The following is an 18,812-nucleotide window of genomic DNA, read 5'->3' on the forward strand; positions in this document are numbered from 1 at the left end:
GGGAGGTGCGCCCATGGGCGGCGGTTCACAGAAGGGCAATGCGGACCACGGCGGACGGGATGCCGCCGGGCGGATCACGCTCTGGGGGATCGAGGTCTTCGCGGCGGTGGCCGAGGAGGGATCGCTGACCGCGGCCGCGCAGCGCCTCGGCACCAGCCCCTCGGGCGTCAGCCAGCAACTCGCCTCCCTCGAGGCCGCGATCGGCCAGCCCCTGATCGACCGGGCGCGACGCCCGGTCGCGGTGACGCCGGCGGGCGCGGCCTTTCGCCGGCGCGCTCAACGGATCCTGAACGAGGCGGCACAGGCGCGGGCCGAACTCGCCGTGCCGGGCCTCGCGCATCTGACGGATTTGCGGCTCGGGATGATCGAGGATCTCGAGGCGGAGGTGACGCCGCGGCTCCTGGCCGGCATCGCGGACGAGCTCACGCATTGCCAGTTCCTCCTGGAGACCGGCGCCTCCCATCGCCTCTTCGATCTTCTGGAATCGCGGGCGCTGGACGTGATCGTCGCCGCCGAAATGGGCGCGCCCGCGGACTGGATGGAGATGCACCCCCTGATCGAGGAGCCCTTCGTCGTTGCCGCGCCGAAGGGGAGCGTGCCCGACGGCGGTGACGCTTTGGCGGCTTTGAAGGCGCTTCCGCTCATCCTGTATACCCAGCGGCACCTGATGGGGCGGCAGATCGGCGCGCACCTGGCGCGGCAGAACCTGACGCTGGCGCATCGCTTCGAACTCGACAGCTACACGGCGATCATGGCGCTGGTCGCGGCCGGGGCGGGCTGGACGATCCTGACACCGCTCGGCCTGATGCGCACGCGCCGCTTCGCACCCGACGTGGACGTGCTGCCACTGCCGTTTCCGCCGCTGTCACGGCGGATCTCCCTCCATGCGCGGGCCGGGGTGTTGCAGGACATGCCGGAGCGCCTCGCCGCGCGGCTCCGGGGCCTGCTCGGCGATCTGATCGTGGCGCCGGCCCTGTCGCGGATGCCGTGGCTGGGCGAGGAGCTGCGGATCCTCGACGATCAGCCCGCCATGACCTCGCCGGCCGCGACGACGAGCGCCCGGGAGATATAGTCGAGCTCGGGATCGGTGAGCCGCGCCGGGAGCCGCACGTCGCAGGCGCGCATCAGCATCGCCCGCGTGCGGGGCATGTCCGGCACCTCGCCCGGGAGGAAGCGCCAGTTCCAGAAGGCGCGGGCATTGTCCTCGCTCAGGCCGAAGACCTGCACCGGCACGCCCTGCATCTTCGCGGCGGAGACGAAGGCGCGGACCTGCGCCTCCTCCATGCCGCGGAGGTTGAACTGGATCGAATCGGGCGCGCGTTTCTCCTGCGGAAGCGCGTCCGGGACGTGAAGCCACTCCGTCTCGTTGAGCACGGCGGCGACCCGGTCGTGCCCGGCGCGGCCCCGTGCCACCCGCCCTGCGACGAGGGGAAGCTGCGGGCGTATCACGGCGGCGGAGAGGTTGCCCATCCGCGTGTTGTAGAGCGGCAGGCGGTTCTGCCAGCGCGCGAAGGGCTCTTCGAGAACGTCATGCTTGCGCCAGTTCTGCTCGTAGGCGCCCGACATGATGACGGCCCGCGCGATCAGCTCGGGATCGTCGGTGACGAGGATGCCGCCTTCGCCGGCATTCACGAGCTTGTAGGACTGGAAGGAAAAGCAGCCGATCCGCCCGATCGTGCCGATGTTCCGGCCGGACCAGGTGGTGCCGAGAGAATGGGCGGCGTCCTCGATGACGGGCAGGCCGCGCGCCTCGGCGAGCTCCATGATGCGGTCCATGTCGGAGGTGTGACCGCGCATGTGGGAAATCAGGATCGCGTCCGCGCCATCGAGCCTGGCTTCGAAGTCCTCCAGGTCGATGCGGTAATTCTCGCCGACCTCGCAGAGCACGGGCACGCAGCCGGCGTGGACGACCGCGGACGGAACGGCGCCGAAGGTGAAGGCCGGGATCACGACGCGGGCACCCTCGGGCAGGTCGAGCGCCTTCAGCGACAGGAAGAGCGCGGCGGAGCAGGAGGAGACGGCGAGGGCGAAGCGGGCGCCCAGGAGAGCGGCGAATTCGCGCTCCAGAAGGGCCACCGGGGCATCCTGCGGCGCGGTGTAGCGAAACAGATCCCCCGAGGCGAGGAGGCGGGCAATCTCCGCTTCGGCCTCTGCCGGGATCGGCTCGGCATCGTAGACGTTCGGTGCGGCGACGGCGGTATGCTGGTTCAACTCGGATGCCCCTCGGCTCTTCTTTTCAGAAAAAGTTTATCCGATCTTCAGCCTTCCTGAAAATGAACTTTTTGCAATCCTTGGGGGAGGAGGGGCCCCCGGACCCGTGATCGGGGACGTTCGGAGGCGATACCTTCCGGAATGGGGCCGCGTCGAACGAAACAGGGTCCACCTGTCCGGGCTTGCCCCGTAAGTCCGAAGCGATGACGCTTCGGTTCACGCTCGGTACGGGTAGCCGCCGGGCCCGGTCAGCGGCGCGGCGCGGGGCGGCTTCCGGGGAGGGTGATGTTGGCGACCTGCTCGGCGATGGGATCGACGGAGAGAGGATGCGTCTCGCCGCTGTGCTGCGCGGGATCACCGATATCCTGCCAGCTGCCGTGCTTGTAGATCTCGAGCGCGTCGAAGCCGGCCTTGTAGCCCATCTTCGCGCTGCCGGGCACCCAGTAACCCAGGTAGATGTAAGGCAGGCCGGCGGCGCGGGCGATCTCGATATGGTCGAGGATGATGTAGGTGCCGAGGGATCGTGTCGCGAGAGCGGGGTCGTAGAAGCTGTAGACCATGCTCAGCCCGTCATCGAGCATGTCGGTCAGGCAGACGGCGGTCAGCGGATCCGCCGTGCCGCGGGGCTGATCGCCTTGCTGCATCCGATACTGCACGACGCGGCTGCGCACCGGCGTCTCCTCGATCATCGCCGCGAACTCGAAGATATCCATGTCCGCCATGCCGCCGTCGGCATGCCGGCTGTCGAGATAGGTGCGGAAGAGGGAGAACTGCTCCTCGGTCGCCCAGGGGGAGGCCGGGTCGCGCACGAGGTCCCCGTTGCGTTTCAGGGTCCTGCGCTGCGAGCGGGAGGGCTTGAAATCGTCCACCCGGATGCGGGCGGAGAGGCAGGCCATGCAGTCCGCACAGGAGGGGCGGTAGAGCACGTTCTGCGAGCGCCGAAAGCCCTGTTTCGACAGCGAGTCGTTGAGCTGTTCGGCCTGATCACCCTGCAGCGCGGTGAACAGCTTCCGCTCCATCCGGCCCTCGAGATAGGGGCAGGGCTGGGGGGCCGTCACGTAGAATTGCGGCGCGATGGGAAGCGTATGGCGCATGGGAGCGGGCGGCCCGGGCGAATGGTGCAGGAGAATTGGACGGTAGCGCAGCGATTCCGCTTCGCCAAGGGGGAGAAGGGGCGGCATTTTGCCGAAAATTTGAGCCCCGTGGGCGCGGTGCGGAGGGCGCGCCCCGGCAGCCAGCCCCCCCGTTGCCCGCGCCGCCGGATCAGCTGCGGTTCACCATCGCCGTGCCCAGAAGCATGTCCACCAGCGATTTGCCCCGTGGCGTGACGGCCATGGTGACAAGGGAGATCACCTGCGGAGAGACGAATGCGATGGACATGGCATAGAGCCCGGTATGCGCCCAGGCGTCGATGGACGAGAGCCGCGCGCCGTCCTTGTCCAGAAGTTCTATTCCCATGAGCCGCATGCCCGGCGTCGCGGAGGAGCGCATGATCGTCAGCCCGCGATAGGCGAAGGAAATCGTGAACCACAGGACGGGCAGGAAGAAGAGCCCGATGAACAGCGTCAGGACGGCGCCGAGCACCACGAGGACCGCGATCAAGGCGGTATCGACGATCCAGGCGATCAGACGCTTGAGCGGCACATCGGCATAGAATTCGGCTTCGTCTTCTGGATCCGGCAGGCCGGTCCTGCCCGGAAAAACGGTGCGGCTCATCATGGTCATTCTCGCGGGATGAAACGATGGACGGGAATGAGGCGGCGCCGGGGCGCCGCCTTCTGCGCCGAAGCTGGACCGGTCAGGCCCGCTCGGGAAGCTGTGCCTCGGTACCTTCGGCGCTGCTCTCACGCTCGCCGCTGGTCTTGGCACGCTCTTCCATGAACTGGTCGAACTCGGCCTTGTCGCGGGCCTCCCGCAGACGATCGAGGAAGGTCTCGAAGGACTGCCGCTCGTCCTCCAGCCGGCGCAGCGTCTCGTTGCGGTAGGCATCGAAGGCCGCGTTGCCGGTCGAGCCCGTCATGCCGGTTGCGAAGCGGGAGAACTCGGTGCGGGCGCCTCGGCCCGGGCATCCGGCAAAACGCTTGGTCAGCAGCATGTAACCGAGGACGGCAAGGCCGATCGGCCAGAACACGATGAAGCCGAGCACCATGACCGCGATCCACGCGCCCTTGCCGCGCTCGTCGAGCCAGGTTTGGCCGCGGAGGAACCAGTTCGGCCGGGGCATGGAAGCGGTGGTCGTGGTCATTTCGGTATCTCCCTCAGGATGATGTGAATTCGTTTTACATTATCCAAGATGGTGAGACCGGGGCCCTCCCGCAAGATGCAATGTGAATGCTTTTCACATAAATCGTGCAACGTGCTGCCGGATATAGAAAAACCCGCCCCCCGAAGGTCGGGAGGCAGGCCCTTGGGGTGCCATTGGCACCCTGGAGACGAGGCGATTAGCGGATGATGCGGACGATCCGGCGCTCGCCGTCCACGATCACGGGCTGGCCGTTCACGTAGACATACTGGAAGTCGGATTCGGGCACATCGTAGAGGTCGACGACGTCGGGGATGCCGGCGCCGACGACGACTTCACCGTCGAGCAGGACCGGATCGACCGGATTGTCGCTGACATAGGTCAGGACCTGCGGGCCGGGATCGGCAGCAGCGCCGAGCGCCGCTCCGGTAATCGCACCGCCAGCGACGGCACCGATGGGGCCACCGGCCAGCGCACCGATGGTCGCGCCGACGGTGGCGCCTGCGGTCGCCGATTGAGCGCGCGTATCCTGATACTCGATGGTCTCGACGGTCACCGTTTCAGGCTGCGTGCTGATCGCGACGGTCTCGGAGCCCACGGGGACGTTGAGATACTCGCCGTACGCCCAGCCGGTGGTGCCGTCATAGGAGACCTCGCACCAGTTGGCGGCCTCGACGCAGCCGTTGATGGCGACCGTGTCGTTGGCACCGATCACGCCCAGGACCTCGTAGTCGGGTCCGGGACCGGCGCGGAAATTGAGATCCGTGGTCGCGGTCGCGTCCACAGCCTGGGCGGATACGGCACCGGCTGCGAGAACCGCGGCGGTGGTCAGGGCAAGGGTCTTACGAAGGGACATGTTGGTCTCCTGTTGAACTGCTCTGGGAAACGAAAGGCTTGCGTCTTCCCTTGCCGCACCAAGCCGCCGCATCTGACCAAGGTTCCCGTCGAGAGAGCGGCTGCGAGCGGTGCGGGCCCTGCGGTCGGCGGGATGGCGCCGGACCCGGTGCGAACAGGCGACGCGTCGCCGAGGAGGTAAAGAGCGCGTGACCACGGTGAACTTCTCGAGGATCCGCCTCGCGCGCCCGAGCGCCATTGACTGGCACTGGCATGCCGGGCGATGTCCGCCCCATGAGCACAGATCGCCTGACCTTCACCCGCGCGCCGATCCCCTTCGACCCGAAGGCCGGGGAGGAGGCCGAACGCACCTTCGCCGATCTCGATCCGCAGGCGCGGGAGGTCCTTTCGGGTGCCGCCGGCTGCTCGCCCCACCTCCGCGGCCTGATGGGCAGCGAGGCGGACTGGCTGAGGACCGCTCTGGAGGCCCCCGAAGCGGCGCGTGACGCGCTCGTGACGTCCCCCGCCGACGTGATGAGCCCGAAAGAGGCGAGCGACGTCCTCAGACGGGACAAGCGCCGCATCTCCCTTCTCACCGGAATCGCCGATCTCGGCGGAGCCTGGAGCCTCGAGGAGGTGACCGGCGCTCTGACCGCGTTCGCGGATCGCTCGGTGCAGGACGCTCTCGCCGCCACCCTCGCCGGCGACCTCGCCCGCGGCAAGCTGCCGGGGCAGGGGGAGGAGGAGCTGCCGACCCTCGCCGGGATGGTGGTGATCGCGATGGGTAAGATGGGCGCGGCGGAGTTGAACTACTCTTCGGACATCGACCTCGTCTGCCTATTCGACCAATCCCTGTTCGAGCCGAAGGACTATGCCGCGGCCCGCGCCGTCTACGTCAAGGCGGTGCGGAACGGCATGGCGCTGCTTTCGGACCGGACGCGCGGGGGCTACGTGTGGCGCACGGATCTGCGCCTGAGGCCGGATGCCTCCGTGACCCCGGTCTGCCTCTCCATCGAGGCGGCCGAGCGCTACTACGAGAGCGTCGGTCGGACATGGGAGCGGGCGGCCCATATCAAGGCCCGCCCCTGTGCCGGCGCGATCGAGGCGGGCGAGACCTACCTGTCCCATCTCCGCCCGTTCGTGTGGCGCCGGCATCTCGACTTCGCCGCGATCCGGGACGCCCATGACATGCGCGTCGCCATCCGCGATCACAGGGGCCTGCACGATGCGGAGGGTCTCGACGGGCGCGACCTGAAGCTCGGGCCCGGCGGCATTCGGGAAATCGAGTTCTTCACCCAGACCCGTCAGCTCATCGCCGGTGGACGGGACAGCACGCTGCGCTCCCGCAAGACCCTGCCGGCCCTTGCCGCGCTGGCCTCCGCCGGCTGGATCGAGGACAAGGACGCCGCGGACCTCACGGATCATTACCGCCGTCTGCGGGAGCTGGAGCACCGCGTGCAGATGGTGGAGGACACCCGGACCCACTGCCTGCCCACCTCTGCGCCCGATTGGGACCGCATCGCGCGGATGTGCGGGGAGGGGGACACCTCGCGCTTCCGAGGCGGGCTCACGGCGCTTCTCGCGGATGTCGCGACCCGCACCGATCCGTTCTTCGCGCCGGGCCTGACCGGCGATGCGCTGCCCGGGCCGGCCGATGCCGGCCAGGAGGAGCCCGAACTCATCGCCCGGTGGCGGACCTATCCCGCCATGCGCTCCTCCCGCGCCACCGAGATCTTCGAGCGGCTGAAGCCGGATCTGCTTGGGCGTCTCGGCCGGGCCGCCGATCCCGGCGAGGCCCTGCGCGCCTTCGACGGTTTTCTTCGCGGACTTCCCGCAGGGGTCCAGATCTTCTCCCTGTTCGAGGCGAACCCGCAGCTTCGGGAACTGATCGTCGACATTGCCGCCACGGCGCCCGCGCTCGCCGAATACCTGTCCCGCAATTCCGCCGTGTTCGATGCCGTTCTCGGCGGCACGTTCTTCGAGCCCTGGCCGGAGCAGGACAGTCTGCGCCGGGACCTTTCGGATCTTCTCGCCGCATCGTCCGACCACGAGGACCGCCTCAACGCCGCCCGCAGGTGGATGAAGGAGCGGCACTTCCGCATCGGTGTGCATCACCTGCGCGGCCTCATCGACGCGGAGGAAGCGGGCCGTCTCTATGCCTCGCTTGCGGACGCCATCCTGGGCGCGCTCTTTCCCGTCGTGGTGGACGAGTTCGCACAGCGTCACGGCAGCCCGCCGGGCCGGGGCGTCACCGTTCTGGCGATGGGCGCGCTCGGAGCCGGCTGGTTGACGGCGCGATCCGATCTCGACCTGATCGTGATCTACGATGCCGATGGCGGCGAGATGTCGGACGGCCGCCGGCCGCTGCCGGCGCGCACCTACTATGCCCGTCTGACCCAGGCCCTGATCACTTCGTTGACGGCGCCGACCACCGAAGGCCGGCTCTACGAGGCCGACATGCGTCTGCGTCCCTCGGGGCGGCAGGGGCCGGTCGCGACATCCCTTCAGGCCTTCGAGACCTACCAGCAAAGCGAAGCCTGGACATGGGAGCACCTCGCCCTGACCCGCGCCCGCCCGGTGGCGAGCGCCGGGGAGGCGGGGGTCGCCGAGGGCGTCGCGGCGGTCAGGGACCGTCTGCTGGGCGAGCCGCGCCCGAAGGCCGACGTGCTGGCGGAGCTTGCGAAGCTGCGCGTCCGGATCGGAGAGGCCAAGAGCCAGCGCTCCGCCCTCGACGTCAAGCCGGGGCCGGGGGGGCTGCAGGACATCGAGCTTGCCGCTCAGGCCGCCGCCCTCATCTGCCCCGGCGCCGGGCCGCGTGACGCCGAGGGTCAACTGACCTCCGCCGAGGCCTGCGGCGCTCCGTTCGAGATCCCGCCCCTGCGCGATGCGCTTCGCCTGCAACGCCGGGTCCAGAGCGCCATCCGCCTCGTCAGTGGCGAGCCGCCCGAGCCGGGAACGCTTGCCGCGGGTCCGGCCGAACTCCTCCTCAGGGGCACGGGACACAAGAGCCTGGACGCCCTCGAGGCCGCGCTTGCAGACGCCCGCACCCGCGCCGCCGCCGCAATAGACGCCGCGCTCGAAGGATATGATGATGCGTAAAACCGGAGACTGGGCCGACCCCAAGCGCCTGATCGACGAAAGCTATCGGATCGACGGCATCACGACGGAGGAATGCCGGTCGATCTTCATGGACTGGGCGATTTCACTGCCCGCCGGCAGCGATCCCGCCGTGGCCATCGAGGCGCTGCTGGAGCGCCACGGGCAGGCGGGTCATCCGATGACGGACGTGCTGCGCGAAGGCCTGGCCGCGCCGCAGAAGACGGGCCGTCGCGGCGGCCCGGCCGCACGCCGCCGGCCCTGACGCCGGATGGACGACGTCGGCGTCGCCCGTTCGGCGACGGAGCAGCGTCCGTTGCTTCCCTGACGCGACGTGCGCGCGTTCAGAGCGACGCGGCTTCCCGCGCGATGGCCTCGATCCCGGCCCAGTCGCCGGACGCGAGCTTGTCCTTCGGCGCGACCCAGCTTCCGCCGACGCAGACGACGTTCGGCAGGGAGAGGTACTCCGCCGCATTCTGCACGCTCACCCCGCCCGTGGGGCAGAACCGCATTTGCGGCAGCGGCGAGGAGAACGCCTTCAGGGCCGGGGCCCCGCCTGACGTTCCGGCCGGGAAGAACTTCGCCATGGTGTAGCCGCGGTCCAGCAGGCGCATGATCTCGGAGGCTGTGACGACGCCAGGCAGGATCGGCAGATCGTTCGCCTCGGCCGCGTCCAGCACCGTTTCCGTCGCGCCCGGGGAGACACCGAAACGCGCCCCGGCCTTCTTCGCGGCTTCCACGTCGCGCGCGGTCAGGAGCGTGCCGGCCCCGACGACGCCACCCTCGACGTCCGACATCTCCCGGATCGCATCGAGCGCCGCCGGCGTCCTGAGCGTCACCTCGAGCGCCGGCAATCCGCCCGCGACGAGGGCCTTCGCCAGATCCCGGGCATGTCCGGCATCCTCGATCACGAGGACCGGCACAACGGGCGCGCGGCTGCAGAGGGCGAACGTGTGCTGGCTGATCTCTTCAGGCGTCATGGAAGGTCTCCGACTGTCTGGCGCGCGGCGGCCGTTCTTGCCTCCGGCGGGGGTATTTTAAGAAAGTTGAAACTGGAATCATGTTGACTGGGACCTGCGGTACAGGCTGGGGAGCCGATGACCGCGAAAGGTGAACGCACCTGCTCACGTCCCGAGGCGTGAGGAAGGGGCCGCCTCGAACGGGCGGCGCGCGCCTTCACCTTTGCGGGTCCGTTCCGGCGGGCCACCTCACGCGCGCAATCCGCCGCGGGCCTCACAGCAGGGCGCTCGCGCCCTCGGTGGACGGGCCGGCCTGGCGGCGGAAGGTCTCGAACAGTTCCCGGCCGAGGCCGAACCGGTTGCCGGACAGATCCGGCGTGACCGGCTCGCGCGCGTCAAAGTCGTCCTCGAGAACCGAGATCGACCCGGCGACCGCATCGACGCGCACCCTGTCACCGGTCCGGAGCCTGGCGATCGGGCCACCGGAGGCGCCTTCGGGCGAGAGGTGGATCGCCGCCGGCACCTTTCCCGACGCGCCGGACATCCGTCCGTCCGTGACGAGGGCAACCTTGAGGCCACGATCCTGCAGCACCGCCAGGACGGGCGTGAGGTTGTGCAGCTCGGGCATGCCATTCGCCTGGGGACCCTGGAAGCGCACGACGACAATGGTGTCCTCGGTGAACTCGCCGTTGCGGAACGCCTCCTTCACCTCGGCCTGGTCGTGGAAGATGCGTGCCTTGGCCTCGATCACGTGGCGCTCCGGCGCGACGGCGGAGACCTTCATCACGGCGCGGCCGAGGTTGCCCTCGAGTTGCCGCAGGCCACCGGTCTTCTGGAAGGGATCGGCGGCGGGGCGCAGGATCCTGTCGTTCTGGCTCGAGCCTGCGCCATCTTCCCAGACCAGCTCCCCGTCCTTCAGCTTGGGCTCCTGCGTGTAGGAGCCGAGCCCGTCGCCATGGACCGTGAGCGTGTCCTCGTGAAGCAGGCCCTCTTTCAGCAGATCGCCGATCATGAACCCCAGACCGCCGGCGGCGTGGAAATGGTTCACGTCCGCGAGGCCGTTGGGATAAACCTTGGCCATCATCGGCACGACCGCCGAGATGTCCGCGAAGTCCTCGATGTCGATGTGAATGCCAGCCGCCTTCGCCATCGCGGGGATGTGCAGGATGAGGTTGGTGGAGCCGCCGGTCGCCATCAGCCCGACGATCCCGTTCACGAAGGCGCGCTCGTCGAGGATTTCGCCTGCGGGGCGATATTCGTTGCCCTGCTGGGTGATCTCCAGCGCCCGCTTCGCCCCGGCGGCGGTCAGGGCGTCTCGCAAGGGGGTGCCGGGATTCACGAAGGAGGCGCCCGGCAGGTGCAGCCCCATGAACTCCATCAGCATCTGGTTGGAATTCGCGGTGCCGTAGAAGGTGCAGGTGCCGGGGCCGTGATAGCTCTTCATCTCGGCGTCCATCAGCGCGTCCCGGCCGACTTCGCCGGCGGCGAATTGCTGGCGGACCTTGGCCTTCTCGTCGTTCGGCAGGCCCGACAGCATCGGGCCGGCCGGCAGGAAGACGGCCGGGATATGCCCGAAGGCCCCGGCGGCGATGATGAGGCCGGGGACGATCTTGTCGCAGACGCCGAGGAAAACCGCGGCATCGTAGCAATTGTGCGAGAGGGAGACGGCGGCGGCCAGCGCGATCACGTCGCGGGAAAAGAGCGACAGCTCCATCCCGGTCTGGCCCTGCGTAACGCCGTCGCACATTGCCGGAACGCCGCCGGCGACCTGCGCCGTCGCGCCGGCGTCACGGGCGGCGGCCCGGATCAGCTCCGGGAAGCGCTCGAACGGCTGATGCGCCGAGAGCATGTCGTTGTAGGCGCTGACGATGCCGAGGTTCGGGACGTGGCCTCCGGCGAGGCGGTCCTTGTCCTCGCCCATGGCGGCATAGGCATGGGCCTGGTTGCCGCAGGTCAGGTGCGCGCGGGCGACGCCCTGGTCCGCCGCGGCATGGAGCCGGGCGAGATAGTCGGGCCGGCTGTCGCGGCTGCGCTCCCGGATGCGGTCGGTCACGCGGGCGATGGTCTCGTCGAGGGGCATTGGGGCTCTCCCTGCGGGCTGTCGACGGCGGACACATAGCCAGTTAGCGGTAACGGTGCAATCGTCGCGCCGGTCGGCGATGCCGGATCCTGATCAAACTCCCGAGCGGGAGATGCAAGGATCGCCGTGGCGCCGGGGTTCTATCGAGATGGGCGGATCCCGGACCCCCCGGGCGCAGGAGGCGCCGGGGGGGTGGCCTCACGACATCATCTGCCGCCTGATGCCGACGATTGCGGGATTTCCGGGCAGGACGACCGCTCGCCGTGCTACCTTCCCCTTGGGAAGAGGGAGACGAGGATGAGCGGACCCGTCAGACATGCGGCCTTGCGGACGATCCCCCTTGTTGCGGTTGCCCTTTCGGTCATAGCGGCCTGCGCCCCGCAACCGGCGACGCAAGGCCGTCCCGTGCTCACGTCACCGGCGCCGTGGTCCGTCGGTACGTATCGCTGAGCGACGTTCCCCCACTTCCCCGCGCGCGGCGCAGGTAGTAAGGCGCCTGCATGACAACGCCCGATAGCTCCCAAGACGACGCCACCGATCGCTCCGGCGCCCGCCCGACGATCCGCCTTCGCCCCAACACCGACGCGCGCGCCATTCGCCGCGGGATCCCGTGGGTCTTCTCGGACCAGATCGTGTCCGACCGGCGGACCCGCGCGCTTGCGCCGGGCGCCATCGTGCGGCTCGAGGATGCCGGGCGCCAGCCCATCGGCACGGTCGCCGCGACCACCGGCTCGCGCATCGTTGCGCGCCTTCTGGACGCCGACCCTGAGGCGGAAATCGACCGGGACTGGCTGAAGGGACGCCTGGTCGCCGCGCTCGACATGCGCGAGCGCCTCTTCGATGCGCCGTATTACCGGCTGGTCCATGCAGAGGCGGACGGCATGCCGGGCGTGGTCATCGACCGCTTCGGCGAGATTGCCGTGATCCAGCCGAACGCGGCCTGGGCCGAGGCGCGGGTGGGCGAGATCGCGGAGATCCTGACCGAGGTGGCGGGGCTTCGCGCGATCTACAAGAACGCGTCGGGCCGGGCGCGCGGGCTCGAGGGGCTGGACGATGTCTCGTCCATGCTGATCGGTCAGGCGCCGGACGGGCCGCTTCCCGTTCCGATGAACGGCGCGACCTATCTCGCGGACCTGACCGGCGGACAGAAGACCGGCCTGTTCTACGACCAGCGCCCGAACCATGCCTTCTGCGCGCGGCTTGCCGGGCAGGGCGGACGCGTGCTCGACGTGTTCGCCCATGTCGGCGGTTTTGCCCTGGCGGCCCTCGCGGCGGGGGCGGGCAGCGCCGTCGCGGTGGACGGCTCGGCACCGGCGCTGGAGCTGGCGATGGGCGGCGCCGAGGCGTCCGGTGTCTCAGGCCGTTTCGAGACGCGCCGCGAGGATGCGTTCGACGCGATGCAGGCGATGGGCGAGGCGGGCGAGCTTTTCGACCTCGTGGTCTGCGATCCACCAGCGTTCGCGCCGTCCAAGCCGGCCCTCGAGGCGGGCCTGCGGGCCTACGAGCGGGTCGCGCGGCTGTCGGCGTCGCTGGTAGAGCCCGGCGGATACCTGACCCTCTGCTCCTGCTCCCATGCCGCGGATCTGACCAAGTTCCGCTCCGCCTGCCTGCGGGGGATCGGCCGGGCGGGGCGGCGGGCGCAGCTGGTTCATACCGGCGGGGCCGGGCCCGATCACCCGCTGCACCCCTATCTTGCCGAAAGCGGCTATCTCAAGGCACTGGTCTTTCGGCTCCTGCCGTGACCAGGGCTCTCCTCGACGCCTGCGTCCTCTATCCCGCCGTGATGCGGGAGGTTCTCATTTCGGCCGCGAAGCGGGGTCTCTACCGGCCCCTGTGGTCCGCGAGGCTCCTCGAGGAATGGGCGCGGGCGGCGGCGAAGCGGGGCGCCGCCGAGGAAGCGATCGCACGGGGGGACGTGGCCCTTCTGCGCGCGGACTTCCCGGCCGCCGAGGCTCCGCCTGCGCCGGGCATCGAACAGCGGCTCTGGCTGCCGGATCCGGCGGATGTCCATGTCCTCGCCGTTGCCATCGCGAGCGGCGCCGACCTTCTGGTGACGATGAATGCCAAGGACTTCCCGCGTCACACACTGCGCGAGGAAGGGCTGGACCGGATCGACCCGGATGCGTTCCTGATGGACCTGTGGCTCAAGGATGCGGCCGGGATGGAAGCGGCGGTCGCTGATGTCGTCGGCCGGGCCGCGCGGATGGACGACGCGCCGCGCGATGCCCGGACGCTCCTGAAGAAGGCCCGGCTGCCGAGGCTCGCCAAGGCGATCGGTTAATCGTCCGGCAGCCAGCGCGCCTCCCGCGCCTCGATGGCCGCGACGCGCTCGGCGGTCTTGGGGTGGGACAACAGCCACGCGGGCTGCGATCCCGACCCGGAGCCGGTCAGTTTCTCGAGCTTGGCGAAGAGGGATTTCTGCGGGCCGGTTCCGATCCCCGACTTTACAAGCAGCGCCGAGGCGTAGGCGTCCGCCTCGTGCTCGTCCTGACGCGACAGCTTCGCGGCCAGAAGCGAGGTCAGGGCGCTGGCAATGGCCCAGCCGAGACCCGGCAGGAAGCGGTTCAGGATGCCGCCGAGTGTCATGCGGATCGCGTTCTGCCCGGAAAAGTCGATCATCCGGCGTCGCGAATGCCCCAGGGCGACGTGGCCGAGTTCGTGGGCGATGACGCTCGCCATCTCGTCCGCCGTGACCTTGCCGCTTCGGTACTGATCGAAGAAGCCCCGGGTAATGAAGATCCGGCCGTCCGGCGCGGCGAGGCCGTTCACCGGCGCGATCTCGTAGATGTTGACCCGGATCCTGTCGAGATCGAGCGCCCTTGCCATGCGATCGGTCAGCTCCTTGAGCTTCCGGTCCGCAAGCTCCGTGGATTTCTCGTCGAGCTCCTTCTTCGTCCGCCAGACCGAGAAGCGGTACATGACGAAGCCGTAGGCAAGAAGCAGCAGGAGCGGGGTAAGCTTGAACATCGCGCTGAATATGGGCTGCCGTCCGGGGGGCCACAAGCGCGGAAGGGGGCAGCGCGGATCAACTCGGCTTCATACCGCGGGCCCCTCCGGCGTCATCTGCCGAACAGGCTGTATCCCAGAAGGCCGACGCGCTCCCTCAGCCCGATCCGGAGAAGCTGCAGGGAGCTTGCCAGGTCCCAGCCCACGCTCAGCGTCCCCCCGGCGCGGAAGTCGACCGGATAGGGCACCATGGCGGGCCAGCCCGCCGCCTCGAAGCTGTTCACCGCGCGGCGCATGTGGAAGGCGGAGGTCACGAGAAGCCACGTCTCTCCCTCCTGCGGATCCACGACCTTGCGGGAGAGGCGGGCATTCTCGGCGGTGTTGCGGGAGGCGCCCTCGAGGACAAGCCGCTCTTCGGCGAGGCCGAGGGACAGCATCAGATCCCGCGCCGCGTCCGCTTCCGAGCCGCCGCGCCCGAAGAGATCGCCGCTGCCGCCGGTGAAGAGCACACGCGCCTCGGGGAACCGCCGGGACAGGGCGACGGCGGCGGTGATGCGATCCCCCGCCTCGTTCAGCTCGGGGCGCCCGGCCACGCGGGACGCATCGAGATCGATCCCGCCGCCGAGCACCACGATCCCGTCCACCTCTGAGATCCGGGGCTCCTGCGGATACATGTGTTCCAGTGGCCGGACGAGCGCCGCGCCGAGGGGGAGCACGGCCAATAGCACGATCGAGCAGAACAGGATCGAGGAGGACCAGATCGCCAGCCCCCGCCGCTCCAGCGCTATGCCGAGGACGGCGAGCAAGGCCAGCGCGGCCAGCCATGTCGACGGCGCGACGAGAAAGCCGACGATCTTCGCGGCTATGAAGAACAGCGTATCCATTGTCGGGACTTTTGCATCCGGCCGGGCGCGTTCAAGTGTGCCGCTGCGGCGCGGGGACCATGACGCCCTGCTTCACCTCGGCGTGGGGGCTATGGGCGCCGGCCCGCTCATGTCCTAGAAGGGGCGCAACGCGACAGACAACGAGGCCAACTGCATGAGACGTTCCACGACAGCCCCGATCCAAGCCGCCTGCGCCGCCGCGCTCCTGGCGTTTCCCCTCGCCGGAACGGCAAATGCGCATGAGGACCTGACGGAGGATCGCGTGCGCGAGCTGGTTCTCGAGACGATACGGCAGAACCCGCAGATCGTCATGGAAGCGGTCGCGATCCTCGAGGCGCAGCAATCCGCCGAGCAGGCCGAGCAGTCTCGGAATGCCCTCTCCGTCCAGCGCGAGGCGCTCGAAAGCGCCGAGAACGCGCCCGTCATCGGCAATCCGGACGGGGACGTCACGGTCGTCGAATTCTTCGACTACAACTGTCCCTATTGCCGCCGCGCAACGGCGGAGGTGAACGCGCTCCTCGAGGAGGATGACGACGTGCGTGTCGTCCTGCGCGAATGGCCGATCCTGAGCGAGGGCTCGGTCTTCGCCGCCCGCGCCGCGCTCGCGGCCCGCGAGCAGGGGCTCTACGAGGCGTTCCACAACGCCCTGATGACCATGGCCGGACGTGCCGACGAGCCGACCGTGATGCGCGTGGCCGAGGAGGTCGGGCTCGACACCGAGCAGCTGAGGGCAGACATGGAATCTCCCGAGGTTGACGCGCATATCCAGCAAAGCCTCGACCTCGCCCAGTCCATCGGCTTTTCCGGAACCCCCTCCTTCGTCATCGGCGAGGAGATGGCGCCGGGCTTCGTGGAGCGTGCTGCCCTCGCCGAGATGGTGGAGGCCGCCCGCGACGCCGACAGTCAGTGATGGAACCCTCCGGTGGCGGGAAGGCGTTTGGAAGAATGCCCGCCCAATACCGGAGGTTCTGAATGCCCGGCACTACCGCGAAGCGCGCTGTCCTCTACAGGATGGTGATGCCCGATCACCTCTGCCCCTTTGGCCTGAAGTCGAAGGCGCTCCTGGAACGGGAGGGATACGAGGTCGAGGACCATCACCTCACCACCCGCGAGGAGACCGACGCCTTCCAGGCCGAACATGGCGTGGAGACCACGCCGCAGACCTTCATCGAGGGTCGGCGGATCGGCGGCCACGACGATCTGCAACGGGAGTTCGGCAAGGAGGTGCCCGGCGACAAGGAGACCTCCTACCGTCCCGTTCTGACGATCTTCGCGGTCGCGGCCCTGATGGCCTTGGCGGTGAGCTACGCGGCCTACGGCACGATCTTCACCTTTCGCGCGCTCGAATGGGTCATCGCGATCTCGATGACCTTCCTCGCCATTCAGAAGCTGCAGGACGTCGAGAGCTTCTCCACGATGTTCCTGAACTACGACCTGCTTGCCCGCCGGTGGGTGCGGTATGGGTATCTCTATCCCTATGGCGAGGCGCTGGCCGGGCTTCTTATGATCGCCGGTGCGCTGACGTGGATCTCCGCCCCCATCGCGCTCTTCATCGGCACGATCGGTGCCGTCTCCGTGGTCAAAGCGGTCTACATCGACAAGCGGGAGCTGAAATGCGCCTGCGTCGGCGGTAACAGCAACGTCCCGCTCGGGTTCATCTCCCTCACCGAGAACGTGATGATGGTCCTCATGGGCCTCTGGATGCCGCTGCGGATGTGGGTGCTCGGCTAGGGACGAGAGGGCCTCGCGTCCAGGGGGCCGGGCAGGTCCGGCTCCGGCGCGGCGTAGGGCAGGCGGTGGCGTTTCCGGGCATTGAGGATTGCGACGCGCGCGGCGCCGGGGCGGGCATATTCCGCGATATCCGCGGCCGCCCGGCGCAGGTCCTGCGGACGCGTCACGGCATGGCGGGCCACGAGCACCACGGCGTCCGCCAGCGGGGCCATGTACCGCGCATCGACCACCGGCAGAAGCGGCGGCGAGTCGAGGATCAGCACATCCACCCAGCCCCGCGCCTCCTCCACCATGCGTTCGAACAGATCCGAGGCGACGAGCTTGTCCGTGGCGATGCCACTTCGGCCGGCCCCCAGGATCATCCCCGCGTCGGTCATGGGGTCGTCGACATAGTACTGGTCCAACATGTCCGAGCCGGTCTCATCGGTCAGGAACGCAACGAGCGAGGCGAAGCTGCGGATGCCGAGCTTGTCGTGGATGGTGGGCGCGCGCAGATCGCCATCGATCAGCATGGCGCGCTTACCGGCTTCGGCATAGGTGCGCGCAAGCGCCAGCGCGATGGTGGACTTGCCCTCGTCGGCGTCGCCCGAGGCGAGAAGGACGACCATCCCCTGCCTTTCCGGCCGCGTCTCCAAGTTCCATGATCGATCGAGCGCCGCGCGCAGCTTGCGCAGGCCTTCCGCGTAGGGCGAGAGAGGGGCGCGCACGACCATGTCTGCCGGCGAGAGCATCTCGGGTCCCGCGAGGTGGGGCAGGGTGGTCGGCACCGGACTGCCGGTGAGGCGGGCCAGCTGCTCTTCCGAGGTGATGCCGCCGAAATGGTACTCGGAGGCAAAGGCGATCCCCGAGCCCGCGGCGAGGGACGCCGCCACGGCAAGAGCGAGAATCATCATGCGGTCAGGTGCGCTTGGCACCGCGGGTGGCATCGCCCTGGAGACGATCCGCGCATTGGCGACCTGAAGGGTCACGTCCACCTCGAGATCCCTCAGCCGGGACATGAGGGACTGGTGCTGGGCCCGCGCGATGGCCGCGTTCTGCTGGAGGAGGAGGATCCGGCTCGACACGGGCGACGGCAGCGCGCCGGAGGACAGCTGCGCCTCCAGCATCGCCTGGGACATGTCCTCGCCGGCGCTTTGCACCACGAACCTGTCCAGCGCGGCTTCGGACGAGGCGACGCCGTCCTGCGCGGCTTTCATCTGGGCGCCGAGCACGTCCCGCGCCGTCTGGACGCGTGCCACCTTCGCGGCGACCTGTCGTTCGAGATAGGTCTCGGCATAGGCATTGGCGATGCGCGCCGCCTTGGCGGGGCTGTCCGCCGTGGCCGTGATCGCGATCAGATGGGTCAGGCCGCGGCGGCTGATCCGCCGGGACGACAGGATATCCTCTATCACGGCGCGATCGGGCCCCGTGCCCGCGAGGCGATCCCGAGTGCTGGCGGCTCCATCCGGTGACCCGCTCATGAGCCCGGCGCGGCGGGCGGCGGCGAGGGCCATTGCGTCCGAGCGGAGGATCTCGACCTCGCTCTCCACCCGCGCATTCTCGGACCCCGTGGTCACCGGCGCGTCGTCCAGCACGTCGCTGCCGGCGGGATCGACGATGAGAAGGCTGGTCGCCCTGTATTCCGGCTCCGCCAGAAGGAGATAGAGCACAGCGAGGCAGACCCCCGCCGCGAGCGTCGCTGCGATGAGGCGCGCCTGACGAACGAGGATACCAAGCCCCGCGTGCAACGTCAGATCCGTGTCTTGCATCGCCCTTCCATGCCCTGCGGGTGCGCCTGTGCGACGCGTGCCGACCACCATTCCGGGTCAAACGTTAAGATTCCCGTAACG

Annotated in this window: 17 protein-coding genes; 7 read left to right on the top strand and 10 right to left on the bottom strand. The window is 68.9% G+C overall.

The features are described from left to right. The first annotated feature begins 13 nt into the window (after nt 1–13). Nucleotides 14–1,072, top strand: coding sequence for a LysR family transcriptional regulator (locus tag RM543_RS13735; protein WP_311692580.1), 1,059 nt, complete (start codon nt 14–16; stop codon nt 1,070–1,072). On the opposite strand, the gene RM543_RS13740 is transcribed toward RM543_RS13735, so the two are convergent. The 5 genes from RM543_RS13740 to RM543_RS13760 form a co-directional block, all read right to left on the bottom strand. Then, nucleotides 1,021–2,211, bottom strand: coding sequence for a DegT/DnrJ/EryC1/StrS family aminotransferase (locus RM543_RS13740; RefSeq protein ID WP_311692582.1), 1,191 nt, complete (start codon nt 2,209–2,211; stop codon nt 1,021–1,023). The genes RM543_RS13735 and RM543_RS13740 overlap by 52 nt on opposite strands. Nucleotides 2,212–2,459: 248 nt before the next feature. Next, on the bottom strand, nt 2,460–3,305 hold the full coding sequence (locus RM543_RS13745) for an arginyltransferase (protein ID WP_311692584.1): 846 nt from the start codon (nt 3,303–3,305) through the stop codon (nt 2,460–2,462). 169 nt (nt 3,306–3,474) lie between these two features. Next, nucleotides 3,475–3,927, bottom strand: coding sequence for an RDD family protein (locus RM543_RS13750; protein ID WP_311692586.1), 453 nt, complete (start codon nt 3,925–3,927; stop codon nt 3,475–3,477). Nucleotides 3,928–4,009: 82 nt separating this feature from the next. Then, nucleotides 4,010–4,456: a DUF2852 domain-containing protein gene (locus RM543_RS13755; protein WP_311692588.1), complete on the bottom strand. Its 447-nt coding sequence runs from the start codon at nt 4,454–4,456 to the stop codon at nt 4,010–4,012. A 196-nt stretch (nt 4,457–4,652) separates the two neighbouring features. Then, nucleotides 4,653–5,309 (bottom strand): DUF1236 domain-containing protein, encoded by a 657-nt coding sequence (locus RM543_RS13760; protein WP_311692590.1) that lies wholly within the window; start codon nt 5,307–5,309, stop codon nt 4,653–4,655. Between the two features lie 272 nt (nt 5,310–5,581). Here RM543_RS13760 and RM543_RS13765 point away from each other — a divergent pair, with 272 nt between their 5' ends. Both RM543_RS13765 and RM543_RS13770 read left to right on the top strand, forming a co-directional pair. Next, nucleotides 5,582–8,386, top strand: coding sequence for a bifunctional [glutamine synthetase] adenylyltransferase/[glutamine synthetase]-adenylyl-L-tyrosine phosphorylase (locus tag RM543_RS13765; RefSeq protein ID WP_311692592.1), 2,805 nt, complete (start codon nt 5,582–5,584; stop codon nt 8,384–8,386). After that, nucleotides 8,379–8,648: a hypothetical protein gene (locus RM543_RS13770; RefSeq protein ID WP_311692594.1), complete on the top strand. Its 270-nt coding sequence runs from the start codon at nt 8,379–8,381 to the stop codon at nt 8,646–8,648. The genes RM543_RS13765 and RM543_RS13770 overlap by 8 nt, the downstream gene beginning before the upstream one ends. 79 nt (nt 8,649–8,727) lie before the next feature. Here RM543_RS13770 and eda read toward each other — a convergent pair whose 3' ends face one another. Together eda and edd are read right to left on the bottom strand one after the other, a co-directional pair. Continuing rightward, nucleotides 8,728–9,363, bottom strand: a complete 636-nt coding sequence (eda, locus tag RM543_RS13775; RefSeq protein WP_311692596.1) for a bifunctional 4-hydroxy-2-oxoglutarate aldolase/2-dehydro-3-deoxy-phosphogluconate aldolase — start codon at nt 9,361–9,363, stop codon at nt 8,728–8,730. 253 nt (nt 9,364–9,616) lie between these two features. Then, on the bottom strand, nt 9,617–11,422 hold the full coding sequence (edd, locus tag RM543_RS13780) for a phosphogluconate dehydratase (RefSeq protein ID WP_311692598.1): 1,806 nt from the start codon (nt 11,420–11,422) through the stop codon (nt 9,617–9,619). A gap of 500 nt (nt 11,423–11,922) precedes the next feature. On the opposite strand from edd, the gene RM543_RS13785 reads away from it, so the two are divergent. After that, nucleotides 11,923–13,164 carry an RSP_2647 family RNA methyltransferase gene (locus tag RM543_RS13785; RefSeq protein WP_311692600.1) on the top strand — a complete coding sequence of 414 codons (1,242 nt, stop codon included), beginning with the start codon at nt 11,923–11,925 and terminating at the stop codon, nt 13,162–13,164. Continuing rightward, nucleotides 13,161–13,703: an RSP_2648 family PIN domain-containing protein gene (locus tag RM543_RS13790; RefSeq protein ID WP_311692602.1), complete on the top strand. Its 543-nt coding sequence runs from the start codon at nt 13,161–13,163 to the stop codon at nt 13,701–13,703. The genes RM543_RS13785 and RM543_RS13790 overlap by 4 nt, the downstream gene beginning before the upstream one ends. On the opposite strand, the gene RM543_RS13795 is transcribed toward RM543_RS13790, so the two are convergent. Next, complete coding sequence (locus RM543_RS13795) at nt 13,700–14,389, bottom strand: M48 family metallopeptidase (RefSeq protein ID WP_311692604.1); 690 nt, start codon at nt 14,387–14,389, stop codon at nt 13,700–13,702. The genes RM543_RS13790 and RM543_RS13795 overlap by 4 nt on opposite strands. 92 nt (nt 14,390–14,481) lie before the next feature. Beyond that, on the bottom strand, nt 14,482–15,252 hold the full coding sequence (locus RM543_RS13800) for a YdcF family protein (protein ID WP_311692606.1): 771 nt from the start codon (nt 15,250–15,252) through the stop codon (nt 14,482–14,484). Between the two features lie 154 nt (nt 15,253–15,406). On the opposite strand from RM543_RS13800, the gene RM543_RS13805 reads away from it, so the two are divergent. After that, on the top strand, nt 15,407–16,162 hold the full coding sequence (locus RM543_RS13805) for a DsbA family protein (protein WP_311692608.1): 756 nt from the start codon (nt 15,407–15,409) through the stop codon (nt 16,160–16,162). Between the two features lie 62 nt (nt 16,163–16,224). Continuing rightward, the gene (locus tag RM543_RS13810) at nt 16,225–16,983 is read left to right on the top strand and encodes a MauE/DoxX family redox-associated membrane protein (RefSeq protein ID WP_311692610.1); all 759 of its coding nucleotides are present in this window, start codon (nt 16,225–16,227) and stop codon (nt 16,981–16,983) included. On the opposite strand, the gene RM543_RS13815 is transcribed toward RM543_RS13810, so the two are convergent. Then, nucleotides 16,980–18,731, bottom strand: coding sequence for a GumC family protein (locus RM543_RS13815; protein WP_311692613.1), 1,752 nt, complete (start codon nt 18,729–18,731; stop codon nt 16,980–16,982). The genes RM543_RS13810 and RM543_RS13815 overlap by 4 nt on opposite strands. Nucleotides 18,732–18,812: the final 81 nt, after the last annotated feature.

Source organism: Tropicimonas omnivorans, assembly GCF_031846565.1.
In the GTDB taxonomy this organism is placed as follows: Bacteria; Pseudomonadota; Alphaproteobacteria; order Rhodobacterales; family Rhodobacteraceae; genus Tropicimonas_B; species Tropicimonas_B omnivorans.